General features: G+C 70.6%; 14 protein-coding genes. All 14 read right to left on the bottom strand.

Going from position 1 to position 13,454, the window contains the following annotated elements; translation table 11 throughout:
• Nucleotides 1–21: 21 nt before the first annotated feature.
• Complete coding sequence (gene atpA / locus ACWGJO_RS02435) at nucleotides 22–1,596, bottom strand: F0F1 ATP synthase subunit alpha (RefSeq protein ID WP_359899956.1); 1,575 nt, start codon at nucleotides 1,594–1,596, stop codon at nucleotides 22–24.
• Nucleotides 1,597–1,752: 156 nt separating this feature from the next.
• Complete coding sequence (locus tag ACWGJO_RS02430) at nucleotides 1,753–2,568, bottom strand: F0F1 ATP synthase subunit delta (protein ID WP_359899958.1); 816 nt, start codon at nucleotides 2,566–2,568, stop codon at nucleotides 1,753–1,755.
• Nucleotides 2,565–3,125, bottom strand: a complete 561-nt coding sequence (locus tag ACWGJO_RS02425; protein ID WP_387729979.1) for a F0F1 ATP synthase subunit B — start codon at nucleotides 3,123–3,125, stop codon at nucleotides 2,565–2,567. Before ACWGJO_RS02425 ends, ACWGJO_RS02430 begins: the two co-directional genes overlap by 4 nt.
• 35 nt (nucleotides 3,126–3,160) lie before the next feature.
• Nucleotides 3,161–3,397, bottom strand: a complete 237-nt coding sequence (gene atpE / locus ACWGJO_RS02420; RefSeq protein ID WP_030282059.1) for an ATP synthase F0 subunit C — start codon at nucleotides 3,395–3,397, stop codon at nucleotides 3,161–3,163.
• 92 nt (nucleotides 3,398–3,489) lie between these two features.
• Nucleotides 3,490–4,302: a F0F1 ATP synthase subunit A gene (atpB, locus tag ACWGJO_RS02415; protein ID WP_452181767.1), complete on the bottom strand. Its 813-nt coding sequence runs from the start codon at nucleotides 4,300–4,302 to the stop codon at nucleotides 3,490–3,492.
• A 285-nt stretch (nucleotides 4,303–4,587) separates the two neighbouring features.
• Entirely contained in the window at nucleotides 4,588–5,031 is a 444-nt protein-coding gene (locus ACWGJO_RS02410) for a hypothetical protein (RefSeq protein ID WP_359899964.1), read from the bottom strand.
• A gap of 297 nt (nucleotides 5,032–5,328) precedes the next feature.
• Entirely contained in the window at nucleotides 5,329–6,621 is a 1,293-nt protein-coding gene (locus tag ACWGJO_RS02405; RefSeq protein ID WP_452181766.1) for an MraY family glycosyltransferase, read from the bottom strand.
• Between the two features lie 172 nt (nucleotides 6,622–6,793).
• Nucleotides 6,794–8,074, bottom strand: a complete 1,281-nt coding sequence (locus ACWGJO_RS02400; protein ID WP_452181765.1) for a serine hydroxymethyltransferase — start codon at nucleotides 8,072–8,074, stop codon at nucleotides 6,794–6,796.
• 138 nt (nucleotides 8,075–8,212) lie between these two features.
• Nucleotides 8,213–8,854: an arsenate reductase/protein-tyrosine-phosphatase family protein gene (locus ACWGJO_RS02395; protein WP_355252781.1), complete on the bottom strand. Its 642-nt coding sequence runs from the start codon at nucleotides 8,852–8,854 to the stop codon at nucleotides 8,213–8,215.
• Nucleotides 8,855–8,886: 32 nt separating this feature from the next.
• Nucleotides 8,887–9,534 carry an L-threonylcarbamoyladenylate synthase gene (locus tag ACWGJO_RS02390; protein WP_359899969.1) on the bottom strand — a complete coding sequence of 216 codons (648 nt, stop codon included), beginning with the start codon at nucleotides 9,532–9,534 and terminating at the stop codon, nucleotides 8,887–8,889.
• A gap of 221 nt (nucleotides 9,535–9,755) precedes the next feature.
• A complete protein-coding gene (gene prmC, locus ACWGJO_RS02385) occupies nucleotides 9,756–10,622 on the bottom strand; it encodes a peptide chain release factor N(5)-glutamine methyltransferase (protein WP_359899971.1) in 867 nt (288 codons plus the stop codon).
• Between the two features lie 58 nt (nucleotides 10,623–10,680).
• Nucleotides 10,681–11,757, bottom strand: coding sequence for a peptide chain release factor 1 (gene prfA / locus ACWGJO_RS02380; RefSeq protein ID WP_452181764.1), 1,077 nt, complete (start codon nucleotides 11,755–11,757; stop codon nucleotides 10,681–10,683).
• 132 nt (nucleotides 11,758–11,889) lie between these two features.
• Nucleotides 11,890–12,111, bottom strand: a complete 222-nt coding sequence (rpmE, locus tag ACWGJO_RS02375; RefSeq protein ID WP_030057539.1) for a 50S ribosomal protein L31 — start codon at nucleotides 12,109–12,111, stop codon at nucleotides 11,890–11,892.
• Nucleotides 12,112–12,248: 137 nt separating this feature from the next.
• The gene (locus tag ACWGJO_RS02370) at nucleotides 12,249–13,397 is read right to left on the bottom strand and encodes an LCP family protein (RefSeq protein WP_452181763.1); all 1,149 of its coding nucleotides are present in this window, start codon (nucleotides 13,395–13,397) and stop codon (nucleotides 12,249–12,251) included.
• Nucleotides 13,398–13,454 lie beyond the last annotated feature (57 nt).

Below are 13,454 nucleotides of genomic sequence, written 5' to 3'. Positions count from 1 at the left end.
TCCTTTCCCTCGCTACCGGACTCAGGCCTGCTCGGAGAGCAGCTTGCCGTCAGCGGTCTGGTACCCCTGCTTGAAGGCCTCGATCGCGCTGGTCAGCGCGTCGACGGTGCCGTCGGCCAGCAGACCGGTCTCGACGATGCCGGCGAGCAGGTCCTTGTGCTGCAGGCGCACGTGGTCCAGGAACTCGCGCTCGAAGCGGCGGATCTCGGCGACCGGGACGTCGTCCAGCTTGCCGTTGGTACCGGCCCAGATGGAGACGACCTGCTCCTCGACCGGGAACGGCTGGTACTGGCCCTGCTTCAGCAGCTCGACCATGCGCGCACCGCGCTCCAGCTGGGCCTTGGAGGCCGCGTCCAGGTCGGAACCGAAGGCGGCGAAGGCCTCCAGCTCACGGTACTGGGCGAGGTCCAGACGCAGGCGGCCGGCGACCGAGCGCATGGCCTTGATCTGGGCGGAGCCACCGACACGGGAGACCGAGATACCGACGTTCACGGCCGGGCGGATGCCGGCGTTGAACAGGTCGGACTCCAGGAAGCACTGGCCGTCGGTGATCGAGATGACGTTGGTCGGGATGTACGCCGAGACGTCGTTGGCCTTGGTCTCGATGATCGGCAGACCGGTCATCGAGCCGCCGCCCAGGGCGTCGTTCAGCTTCGCGCAGCGCTCCAGCAGGCGGGAGTGCAGGTAGAAGACGTCACCCGGGTAGGCCTCGCGGCCCGGCGGGCGGCGCAGCAGCAGGGAGACGGAACGGTAGGCCTCGGCCTGCTTCGACAGGTCGTCGAAGATGATCAGGACGTGCTTGCCGTCGTACATCCACTCCTGGCCGATGGCCGAACCGGTGTACGGGGCGAGGTACTTGAAGCCGGCCGGGTCGGAGGCGGGAGCGGCCACGATGGTGGTGTACTCCAGCGCGCCGGCCTCCTCCAGGGCGCCGCGGACGGACGCGATGGTGGAGCCCTTCTGGCCCACGGCGACGTAGATGCAGCGGACCTGCTTCTCCGGGTCGCCCGAGCGCCAGTTGTCGCGCTGGTTGATGATCGTGTCGACAGCCACCGCGGTCTTGCCGGTCTGGCGGTCACCGATGATCAGCTGGCGCTGGCCGCGGCCGATCGGGGTCATCGCGTCGATGGCCTTGATGCCGGTCTGCAGCGGCTGCTTGACCGACTTGCGGGCCATGACGCCGGGGGCCTGCAGCTCAAGGGCGCGGCGACCGGTGGCGGCGATGTCGCCCAGGCCGTCGATCGGGTTGCCCAGCGGGTCCACGACGCGGCCGAGGTAGCCGTCGCCGACCGGAACCGAGAGGACCTCGCCGGTGCGGCGCACGGTCTGGCCCTCTTCGATGCCGCCGAACTCACCGAGGACGACGACACCGATCTCGCGGGTGTCGAGGTTCAGCGCGAGGCCGAGCGTGCCGTCCTCGAACTTCAGCAGCTCGTTCGCCATGACCGAGGGCAGGCCCTCGACATGTGCGATGCCGTCCGCCGCGTCAGTGACCGTGCCGACCTCTTCCACAGAAGCGGCGTCCGGCTGGTACGACTGGACAAAGTCGGCCAGCGCGTCCCGGATCTCCTCCGGACGGATCGTAAGCTCCGCCATCAGGCTTCCCTGCTCTCCTAGTTTGCGATCCTCGGCCCGCCATTGAGGGCCGCAAGTATTCGACTCTCGGCCGGGTCTTCCGAACCGGCCGTACGATGTGCCGGCTCCTTGGGGAGCCGGTTTCCCGACCGAGGGTCGGATGTGCTGCTTCGGTGCTCAGCCTTCGAGCGACTGGCGAGCGCCTTCGAGGCGGCTCGACACGGTGCCGTTGATGATCTCGTCGCCGATCTGCACCTGGACGCCGCCGACGACCTCGGGGTCGACGTCGATGTTCAGGTGGACCTGGCGCCCGTACATCCGGCCCAGAGCACCGGACAGGCGCTCCTTCTGGGTGTCCGACAGCGGCACCGCGGTGGTGACCAGGGCCACCACGCGGCCACGGCGTGCGGCGGCGAGCTTCGAGTAGGACTCGAGGCCCTGCTCCAGGCTACGGCCACGCGGCGCGTTGACGAGGGCGGTGACCAGCCGGACGGTGCCGGCGTTGGCGCGGCCGCCGAGCAGCTTCTTGATCAGCTCGGCCTTCGCGACGGCTCCGGCCTTCGGCTCGGTCAGCGCGGCGCGCAGCTCGTGCGCGCCGCTCACCACCCGGCCGAAGCGGAAGAGCTCGTCCTCGACGTCGTCCAGGACGCCGGCCTTGTCCGCGGCGATGATCTCCGCGTACGCGGAGAGCTGCTCGGTCGCGTCCACCAGGTCGCGCGAGCCCGACCAGCGGGAGCGGACCAGGCCGGAGACCAGGTCGACGGCCTCGCCGGAGACCTGGCCGGTCAGCAGCGAGGTGACCAGCTGGGCCTTGTCCTGGCCGGACCGGGACGGGTCCGTCAGGACTCGGCGCAGCGACACCTCACGGTCCAGCACGGCCGTGACGGCGGTGAGCTCCTCGGCGAGCTTGGCCGCGTCCACCGAGGTGGAGTCGGTCAGGCTCTCCAGGTTCTGCCGGCCGGCAGCGAGGGCCTCACGGCTGGCGCCGATCACTTGGCCGCACCCTGAGCAACGGCGGCCTTGGCCTCCAGCTCGTCCAGGAAGCGGTCGATGACGCCGCTCTGCCGGGCGTGGTCCTCCAGGGACTCGCCCACGATGCGGGACGCCAGCTGGGTCGCCAGCGAGCCCACGTCCTGACGCAGGGCGGCAGTGGCCTGCTTCTTGTCCGCCTCGATCTGGGCGTGACCGGCGGCGACGATGGCCTCGCGCTGGCGCTGGCCCTCCTCGCGCATCTCGGCGAGCTGGGCGGCACCCTGCTCGCGAGCCTGCTCGACGATGCGGGCAGCCTCGTGGCGCGCCTCGGCGAGCTCGGCGCGGTACTGCTCAAGCAGGGCCTGGGCCTCCACCTGGGCGGCCTCGGCGCGCTCCATCCCGCCCTCGATCGCGTCCCGGCGCTCCGACAGCACCTTCTCGATGCTGGGGAGGAGCTTCTTGCCGAGCAGACCGAAGACGATGAAGAAGCAGAGCAGGCCGATGATGATCTCGGGCCACGCGGGGAGGAGAGGGTTCATCTTCTCCTCGGCCGCGAGCTGGACGATCGCCATGCTCATATCTGGACCTTCCTCAGAAAGGGTCTACGGCGGGATTACTTGTTGCCGAAGACGAACGGCATGACGATGCCGATGAGGGCGAGCGCCTCGGTCAGCGCGAAGCCGATGAACATGTTGGAACGGATGAGACCGGCGGCCTCGGGCTGACGGGCCATGGCCTGGACACCGTTACCGAAGATGAGACCGACGCCGATGCCGGGGCCGATGGCGGCGAGGCCGTAGCCGATGGAGGCGACGGAACCGTAGACAGTGCCCTCAGCGAGGATGCTCATTGACGTTGTCCTTTGCAGGGTGGTGAACCGGTGGTGATTGGCCACCGGGCGATCCGGGAGATTGGTTCAGGGTGGGGCCGAGGCCCCCTGGCTCAGTGCGACTCTTCGAGGGCACCGGCGATGTAGCTGCTGGCCAGCATCACGAAGATGTAGGCCTGCAGGAACTGGACCAGCAGCTCGAAGGCGGTCAGCGCGACGGCGACGACGAACGAGGCCGAGCCGTACAGCGCGCCCAGGGTCGGGCTGAGCAGGTACCAGGAGGCGATGGAGAACATCACGATCAGCAGGTGACCGGCGAACATGTTCGCGAAGGCTCGGACCGCGAGCGTGAAGGGGCGCACGAAGATGTTCGAGAAGAACTCGATCGGCACCAGGATGAACATGACCCAGCCGGGGATGCCCGAGGGCCAGCAGAGGTTCTTGAAACCGCCGACGAAGCCGTGCTTCTTGAAGGTCAGCGTCATGTAGGTGACCCACACGACCGCCGCGAGGCCGGCCGGGAACGCGATCGCCGCCGTCACGGGGAACTGGGCGAACGGGATGACCGACATGATGTTCATCAACCAGATGAAGAAGAACATCGAGACCAGCATCGGGACGTACTTCTCGCCCTTTTTGCCGATCGTCTCCAGGACGATGGAGCGCTTGACGAAGTCGTACCCGATCTCACCGACCAGCTGCAGCTTGCCGGGGACCAAGCGCGGCTTGGCGAAAGCGGCCCAGAAGAACACGACGACCAGCAGCGCGACGATGATCGACAGCAGCATCGGCTTGTTGAACTCGATGCTGCCGATCGTGAAGATCGGCTTGAACTGGAACTCGTTCAGGCCCGGGGCCGGGAAGCCGCAACCAGCGTCCCCGAAGTGGCAACTGCCTGAGGCGAGGGACGTGAGTTCAGCACTCACCACGGACTCCTTCGTCGTGACGCATGGATACGGCAACCTCGGTGTGTCGGCGTGGCCTGCGGCCACGGAGCGGCACTGGAACTTGATGGGTTTCTCGCCGACCCCGCGCGCCGGCGCACAGCACCACAGCGGGATCATCGAAGACTGCGCGGATCCGGGGGGCGATCCGTCCGCTGTCCGGACAGACCTGGCCTCTTCCCGTACTCCGTTGTTGCGACGGACGATAGCAGCCCGTCAGCGCGGCATAAACACCGCCCCCCTCGTTGGGGGGACAGTTGGGCCTCGTCACTGTTGACGCCCCTTGTCGGAGGGCTTGTCGCCCTTCTTTTCGGAGGCGTCGGGGTCGACGTAGAAGGTCTTGGCCTTGAGCGCGCCACGCACCTGGAAGCCCGTCCAGATCAGGGCGCAGCCGAGCAGGGTGAAGGCGAAGGCCTGCCGGTTGAAGAGGTCGGTGTTCTTGAAGACCGCGAGCACGATGCCGACCAGCAGGATCTGCGTGGTGTACACCAGCAGCGCCGCGGCCATCATGATCTGCGGGTTCGACCTGGTCAGCCGGTCGAGCGCGAACTGGCCGGAGGCGAAGAAGGCCATCACGAGCAGCGCGCCGAAGAGGGCACCGAGCAGGCCCTTCCCACCGGCGACGGCGAAGGAGATCGCCATGGCGATGATCCCGGCGGCCGCAGTGGGAATCGCGGCGCCTCGGAGGATCCGGGCGTCGGTGGACGGCATGTCGGCAGCTCCGGCGGCATGTCGATGTGGCGGGGGACGGGCACAGCGGTGGCGGGTGACACCGGACCGAGGCATCGCCGCGGACCGCCCATCGGAACGGCGGGCCCGGTGAGGGAGACCGACAGGGACGGAAGTCATCCACCTGTCAGGTCTTTCGGCGTGTTCTCGGTACTCGTGAACGGTATCACAAACTATTTGATGAGAGCTTTACCATGAATATGTGGCACCTGTCACACCAACGGCGCAACGGATCCGCCATTCGAGTGAACGCCATCGGATGGACCCTCAACTCCCTTGTCAGTGACGGCCGGTGGCCTTGTGGTGGGGGCCGACCGCGGTGGAGCCCACGCCGGAGCCGTCCCGGCCGGCTTCACCGAGGAGTTGCTTGTCCTTCGCCGACAGTTCGGCCATCGGACCGTTCTGCTGCCGACGGTAGCGCGGGGGGACGAAGGACTGCACCGCCCGCGGGGCGCGCGGCCGGAACCGCGGGGTGAGCAGCACCACCAGGCCGACCAGGCAGAGCCCGGCGAGCGTCAGGACGACGGTGCGGCCGGTGTTGGTCACCGAGAAGGCCACCGAACCGAAGGCGATCAGCGCGGCCCAGAAGTACATGATCAGTACGGCGCGGCTGTGCGAGTGGCCCACCTGGAGCAGTCGGTGGTGGAGGTGGCGCTTGTCCGCGGCGAACGGGGACTGGCCGGCCCAGGTACGGCGCACCACCGCGAGCAGCAAATCGGCCAGCGGCAGCGCGATGACCGTCAGCGGCAGCAGCAGCGGGATGTAGATCGGCACCAGGGCGTGCACGGCGGCGGTCTGCGAACCGGTCTCGTTGCTGATCAGGTCCGGATCGACCCGGCCGGTGATGGAGATCGCGGCGACGGCCAGCATCAGGCCCAGCATCATCGAGCCGGAGTCGCCCATGAAGATCCGCGCGGGGTGCATGTTGTGCGCCAGGAAGCCCAGGCACATGCCGATCAGCAGCACGCTGAACAGCACGGCGGGGGCCGCGTCGGTGATCGTGTAGCCGTACCAGAGCCGGTAGCTGTACAGGAAGAAGGCCATCGCGGCGATGCAGACCATGCCGCCGGCCAGGCCGTCCAGGCCGTCGATGAAGTTCACCGCGTTGACCATGACGACGACCAGGGTGACCGAGATGACCATGCCCTGGGTCGGACTGACCGCGACCGGGCCGACACCGGGCACCGGAAGGGTGATCACCGTGACGCCCTGCCAGACCATCACACCGGCGGCGATCATCTGGCCGCCGAGCTTCACCAGCGCGTCCACGCCCCACTTGTCGTCGAGGACCCCGAGCAGGAACATGATCCCGGCGCCGGACAGCAGCGCGCGGATGTCGGTGCCCTGGGAGAACACCTTGCTCAGGTTGTCGAGCTGGGAGGCAACCAGGATGCCCGCGCACAGTCCGCCGAACATCGCGATGCCGCCGAGCCGCGGCGTGGGCTCGCGGTGCACGTCGCGGGCGCGCACCGGCGGCATGGCGCCGGCCGCGATGGCGAACTTCCGGACCGGGCCGGTCAGCAGGTAGGTGACGGCGGCGGTGCAGAACAGCACCAGCAGATACTCACGCACCACTGGCCTCCTGCATCACTGTCGAACGGGGAAGTACCGAAGGTACTCCCCTGCCTTCCCGGGGTTCGAGGTGCGTCGCCACGGCACACACCCTATTGAGTCGGACGCCGGGACCGTGCATCGCGGTTCGCCCTCCCGGGTAGGAGATCCGGATACCCGCGAAGAACCTCCGTCAGGCACGGTCGGCGAAGGCCAGCGCCAGCTCCCGGACCCGCGCCGCGGCGGGGGCGACCGCGCCCCCGGCGAGCACCCGCGCGATCAGCCCGGCGATCTCCGTCAGCTCGGGCTCCCCCATCCCCTGGCTGGTCACCGTGCCCGTGCCCAGCCTGATGCCGGAGGCCTCGGCGGCCGGCGCCGGGTCGTACGGCAGCGCGCACTTGCCGAGCAGCAGCCCGGCCGCCGCGCAGCGCCGCTCGGCCTCCGCGCCGGTCACCCCGAGCGGGCTCACGTCGGCGGTCACCAGGTGGGTGTCGGTACCGCCCGTCAGCGGGCGCATCCCGGCCTCCGCGAGCCCGTCGGCGAGCGCCCGCGCCCCGGACACCGTCCGCTGCGCGTACGCCCGGTACGCGGGCCCGGAGGCCTCCGCGAAGGCCACCGCCTTGCCGGCCACCTCGTTCATCGCCGCACCGCCCTGGCTGAACGGGAACACCGCCCGGTCGATCCGCTCTGCCAGCTCCGCGGTGCACAGCAGCAGCCCGCCGCGCGGACCGCGCAGGAGCTTGTGGGTGGCCGCCACGGTGACGTCCGCGTACGGCACCGGGGAGGGCGCCACCCCGGCCGCGATCAGCCCGGTGATCTGCGCGGCAGAGGCGATCAGATAGGCGTCCACCTCGTCGGCGATCTCCCGGAACGCCGCCCAGTCCGGGTGCCGGGGGTGTGAGATCGAGCCCGCCACGATGGCCTTGGGACGGTGCTCCCGGGCCAGGTCGCGGACCTGGTCGAGGTCGATCAGCCCGTCGCTCTCGCGCACGCCGTAGCCGGTGAAGGCGAACCAGCGCCCGGAGAAGTTGGCGCGCGAGCCGCAGCTGAGGTGGCCGCCGTGCTCCAGCGACATCGCCAGCACTCCGTCGCCGGGCCGCAGCAGCGCCGCGTACGCCGCCAGCATCGCCGAAGTCGCCGACCGCGGCTGGACGTTGGCGTGCGGCGCGGCGAACAGCTCGCGGGCCCGGTCGATCGCCAGCAACTCGGCGGCGTCCGCCAGCGCGCAGCCGGTGTGGTGCCGGCGACCCGGGTAGCCCTCGGCGTACTTGTCGATCAGCGGGCCGGTGAGCGCCGCCAGGACGGCGGGGGTCGTCAGGTTCTCCCCCGCCAGCAGCTGGATCGTTTCGGCGCGCCGCTCGGCCTCCGCGGCCAGCAGGTCGGCCAGCTGCGGATCGGCCCGGTGCAGCGCCTCGGACGCCCAGGGGCGCCCAGTCGTCGTGGTGGGGTCGGTCGCGGCATCGGTGACGGTCATGGCGGGGCTCCCGGGCGCTGCGGGGACTGTGTCACCCAGCGTAGGACCGCCGACCGCGCCCGGCCCGCCGAGCCACGGCCGGACGGCCCCATTCAGCGCCTCGGCGCCCGCCCGCGGGGTCGGCGCGGCGCGGGGACGTCAGCGCGGCGCGGGGACGCCGGTGAGCGCGGTGACCACCGGGTCGACCGCATGGAATATCTCCTCGCCGCAGTTGCGGAACATGCCGATCGGCGCCCCGTACGGGTCGTCCAGCTCGTCCGACTCCGGCGTGGCGGCCAGCAGCCAGCCGCGCAGCGCGGCGGCCGCCCGGACCAGCGCGCGGGCCCGCTCGGTGACGTCGGCACCGCGCCGGGGGTCCGGCAGGGTGCCCGGGTCTATCGTCCGCACCAGGCGGGTGAACTCCTTCAGCGTGAAGGTGCGCAGCCCCGCCTCGTGACCCATCGAGATCACCTGGGCGCGGTGGTCCAGCGTCGCGGTGAGCACCAGGTCGGCCTCGACCACGTGCTCGTCCAGCAGCTCGCGGCCGGTGAAGCCCCCGCTGTCGGCGCCGTACTCGTCGAGCACGGTCGCGGCGTGGTCCTCCATCGGCGCGCCCTCGTGGCCCCAGGTGCCGGCGCTCTCGACCAGGATCCGCCCGGCCACCCGGGGGCTCAGCCGGGTGTCCAGCTCACGCCGGGTCAGCCGCTCGGCGATCGGCGAGCGGCAGATGTTCCCGGTGCAGACGAACAGGATCCGGAAGTGGTCCAGCGGCCTGGGGCCCACGCTCAGGTACGGCGCTATGCCCGGCCCGGCGTGGAGCGAGGCGGTGGGCGTCAACTGCCGGCCTCCAGGTCGGGGACGACCTCCCTCAGCTGCTCGACGCTGATCGCGCCGGCCCGCAGCAGGACCGGGACCTTGCCCGTGACGTCGACGATCGACGAGGTGGCGGAGTCCTCGGCCGCCCCGCCGTCCAGGTAGACCGAGATCGCGTCGCCGAGCTGGGCCTGGGCCTCGTCGCAGGTCAGCGGGGGCGTCCCGCCGATCCGGTTGGCGCTGGAGACGGCCAGCGGGCCGGTGGCGTTCAGCAGCTCGATGGCGACCGGGTGCAGCGGCATCCGGACCGCGACGGTGCCGCGGGTGTCGCCGAGGTCCCAGCGCAGCGAGGGCTGGTGCCGGGCGACCAGGGTGAGCCCGCCGGGCCAGAACGCGTCGACCAGCTCCCAGGCCTGCTCGGAGAAGTCGGTGACCAGGCCGTGCAGGGTGGTCGGCGAGCCGACCAGCACCGGCGAGGGCGTGTTGCGGCCGCGGCCGCGGGCGGCCATCAGCTCGGCGACGGCCTCCGGGGAGAAGGCGTCCGCACCGACCCCGTACAGGGTGTCGGTGGGCAGCACGACGAGTTCGCCGCGGCGGACGGCCGAGGCGGCCTCGCGCAGACCGGTGGCGCGGTCCCCGGCATCGGCACAGTCGTAGCGGCGGCTCATCGGTGCGGTCCCCTTCCGGAGTGGCTCATGGCAGTCACTACGGCCGCCACTGTGGTCACAGCGCGGCCTTGCGCGCTGTCGTACGGCGCTCGGTGTTCACGACCCGACCCTCCGGGCGGTCGTACTGCGCTCGGTGTTCACAACCCGACCCTCCGGGCGGTCGTACTGCGCCCGATTCTTCACGACCCGACCCTCCGGGCGGTCGTACTGCGCCCGATTCTTCACGACCCGACCCTCCGGGCGGTCGTGAAGCGCGGCCGGTTGTTCAGGTCGCGGTGGTCGGCGGTGTCCGTCCAGCCGTGTTCCTCGTTGAAGATCCACGGCACCTGGCCGCCCTGCTGGTCGGCGTGCTCGATGACCACCGCGCCGCCCGGGCGCAGCAGTCGGGCCGCGACCCGCTCGATGCCGCGGATGGTGTCCAGGCCGTCCTCGCCGGAGAACAGCGACATCTGCGGGTCGTGGTCGCGGGCCTCCGGCGCGACGTACTCCCACTCGGTGAGCGGGATGTACGGCGGGTTGGAGATGACCAGGTCGAAGCGGCCGTCCCAGGAGCGGTCGTCCTCGAAGGCCCTGGTTGCGTCACCGGCGTGCAGGGTGACCCGGGCGCGGTCCGGGCTGGCCTCGATGTTGCGCCGGGTGTACTCCAGCGCGCCCTCGTCCAGTTCGAAGGCGTGCACGGTCGAGCGCGGCAGCTCCTGGGCCAGGGCGAGGGCGATCGCGCCGGAGCCGGAGCACAGGTCCACCACCAGCGGCTCGGCCACGTCCATGTCGCGCACCGCGTCTATCGCCCACTCGACGACCGTCTCGGTCTCCGGCCGGGGCACGAACACCCCGGGGCCGACCTCCAGTTCGAGGTAGCGGAAGAACGCCCGCCCGGTGATGTGCTGGAGCGGCTCGCGCGCCTCGCGGCGGGAGACGGCCTCCCAGTAGCGGGCGTCGAAGTCGGCGTCCTTCACCGTGTGCAGCTGGCTGCGCTTGACGTTGTGGACGTAGGCGGCGAGCTCCTCCGCGTCGAAGCGCGGCGACGGCACGCCGGCCGCGGCCAACCGCTGGGTGGCCTGGGCCACCTCGGCGAGCAGCAGGTTCATCCGTACGACCTCTTGTTTCTCCGGCTCCGGGCGAAACGCGGGCTGGGGCGCGCCGGTCTCAGTTCTCTTGGGCCGCGGCGAGCTTGGCCGCCGCGTCCTTGTCGACGCAGGACTGGATCACCGCGTTCAGGTCGCCGTCCAGGACCTGGTCCAGGTTGTACGCCTTGAATCCGGTGCGGTGGTCCGAGATGCGGTTCTCGGGGTAGTTGTACGTGCGGATCCGCTCGGAGCGGTCCACGGTGCGGACCTGGCTGCGGCGCGCGTCCGAGGCCTCCCGCTCGGCCTCCTCCTGCGCGGCGGCCAGCAGCCGCGAACGCAGGATCCGCATCGCCTGCTCCTTGTTCTGGAGCTGGCTCTTCTCGTTCTGGCAGGACGCCACGATACCGGTCGGCAGGTGGGTGATCCGGACCGCGGAGTCGGTGGTGTTGACCGACTGGCCGCCGGGGCCGGAGGAGCGGTAGACGTCGATCCGCAGGTCGTTGGCGACGATCTCGACCTCGACCTCCTCCGCCTCGGGGGTGACCAGCACGCCCGCCGCGGAGGTGTGGATGCGGCCCTGCGACTCGGTGGCGGGGACGCGCTGCACGCGGTGCACGCCGCCCTCGTACTTCAGCCGGGCCCAGACGCCCTGGCCGGGCTCGGTGTTGCCCTTGGTCTTCACGGCCACCGAGACGTCCTTGTAGCCGCCGAGGTCGGACTCGTTGGAGTCGATGAGCTCGGTCTTCCAGCCGACCCGCTCCGCGAAGCGCAGGTACATCCGGAGCAGGTCGCCGGCGAACAGCGCGGACTCCTCGCCGCCCTCGCCCGCCTTGATCTCCAGGATGACGTCCTTGTCGTCACTCGGGTCGCGCGGCACCAGCAGCAGCCGCAGCTCCTCGGTGAGCTCGTCCCGGCGTGCCTCGGAGTCCTTCACCTCGGCGAGGAACTCCGGTTCCTCGGCGGCGAGTTCGCGCGCGGCCTCGATGTCCTCGCCGGCCTGCCGCCACTGCCGGTAGACCCGGGTGATCGGGGTCAGCTCGGCGTACCGCTTGGCCAGCTTGCGGGCGTTGTTCTGGTCCGCGTGGACGGACGGGTCGGCCAGCCTCGTTTCGAGGTCGGCGTGCTCGACGAGGAGCTCTTCGACTGCCTCGAACATGGGGTGGCCTTCTTCCCGGGGACTCGGAAACATGTGGGGGGTGGGGAACTCGCGGGGGGACGCGAACGGCGCCGGCCCCCAGCGCCCCCGACAACGAGTACGGGGGCACCGGGAACCGGCGCCGAGGGAGCGCTAGGCCTTCGCGCTGTGCTGCTTGCCGAAGCGGGCCTCGAAGCGGGCCACGCGGCCACCGGTGTCGAGGATCTTCTGCTTGCCGGTGTAGAACGGGTGGCACTGCGAGCAGACCTCGGCGCGGATCTCGCCACTGGTCTCGGTCGAGCGGGTGGTGAACTCGGCACCGCAGGTGCAGGTCACACGGGTGACCACGTACTCGGGGTGAACGTTGGGCTTCAAGGGGTTCTCCTAGGTTTCGGGAGGGCACCGGGTCGGCGGCTGGAGCGCCGCACGTGAACCGGGACCGACGGACCAGTCTGCCAGGACCGGCCGCATCTTCCCAAACCGGGTCGCGTTCCGGGATATTCCGGGCGCCCTCAGTGCGCCGTTCCGGCCTTCGGGGCGGCCTTCGGGGTGGCCTTCCCGGCGTCCCGTGCGGCCGTCGAGGGGGCCGTCGTGGGAGCCGCCGTGGGAGCCGCCTGGGCGGGGTTCTCCGGCTGCGCGGAGACGACCGCCGACGGGAACGCCCGGTCGGCCTTGAGCGCCCCCCAGACCTGCCCGGCCTGCGGCTGCTGCTCGACCACCCGGTTCGGGTCGCCGGGGGCCGTCTCCACCGGCAGGGTGACCATGCTCAGCTGGTCCGGGCCTATCCCCTTGAGCTCCTGGGCGAGCCCGACCAGCGAGTTCACCGAGCCGAGCGCGGAGTCGGTGGTGATGCTCCTGGTCACGGTGTCGCCGATCGACCACAGCTTGACCGGGTCGGTGAGCATCCCGTTCCCCCCGACCTGCTGCAGCAGCGACTTCACCATCTGCTTCTGGAGCTCGATCCGGCCGAGGTCGCTGCCGTCGCCGACGCCGTGCCGGGTGCGCACGAAGGCCAGTGCCTGCCGGCCGTCCAGGTGGTGCTCGCCGGGCGGCAGGTCGAGCCCGCTGTCCTTGTCGTGGATGGCCACCGCGGTGGTCACGGTGGCCCCGCCCATCGCGTCCACGACCCGGGCGAAGCCGGCGAAGTCGATCTGCAGGTAGTGGTCCATCCGCAGCCCGGTGAGCTGCTCGGTGGTCTTGACGGCGCAGACCGCGCCACCGCTCTCGAAGGCGCTGTTGTACATCGCGCGCTTGGCGCCGGGCACGGTCCGGCCGCTCGGGTCGGTGCAGTCGGGGCGGGCGACCAGGGTGTCGCGCGGGACCGAGACGACCTGGGCGCGGGAGTGGTCCTGGTTGATGTGCACCACCATCGCGGTGTCCGAGCGGGCGGTGTCGCCGGTGTCCCCGCCCGCGATCGAGCCGTTGTCGCCGCCGCGCGAGTCGGAGCCGAGCACCAGGATGTTGAAGGAGCCGTCGGTGGCGGCCGGCGGCCGGGCGTCGCCGAGCCGGGCGTCGATGTCGACGCTCTTGATGTTGCCGTTGAGCCTGAACCAGACGAAGAGGGCCGCGCCGGCGCCGAGGACGACGAGCGCGACGAACGCGCAGGCGGCCGTCCGCAGGACTCTGCGGCGGCGCCCTGGAACCCTCTTGTGTTCGGCCATACGGTCCAGAGTAAATCGGACAACATGATCCAAACGCCCTCAAGTTGTCCCGACTCT

It is taken from the genome of Kitasatospora sp. NPDC054795 (genome assembly GCF_053611565.1).
The sequence above is the reverse complement of the archived record's forward strand: the minus strand, read 5'-3'. Positions and strand labels throughout refer to the sequence as shown.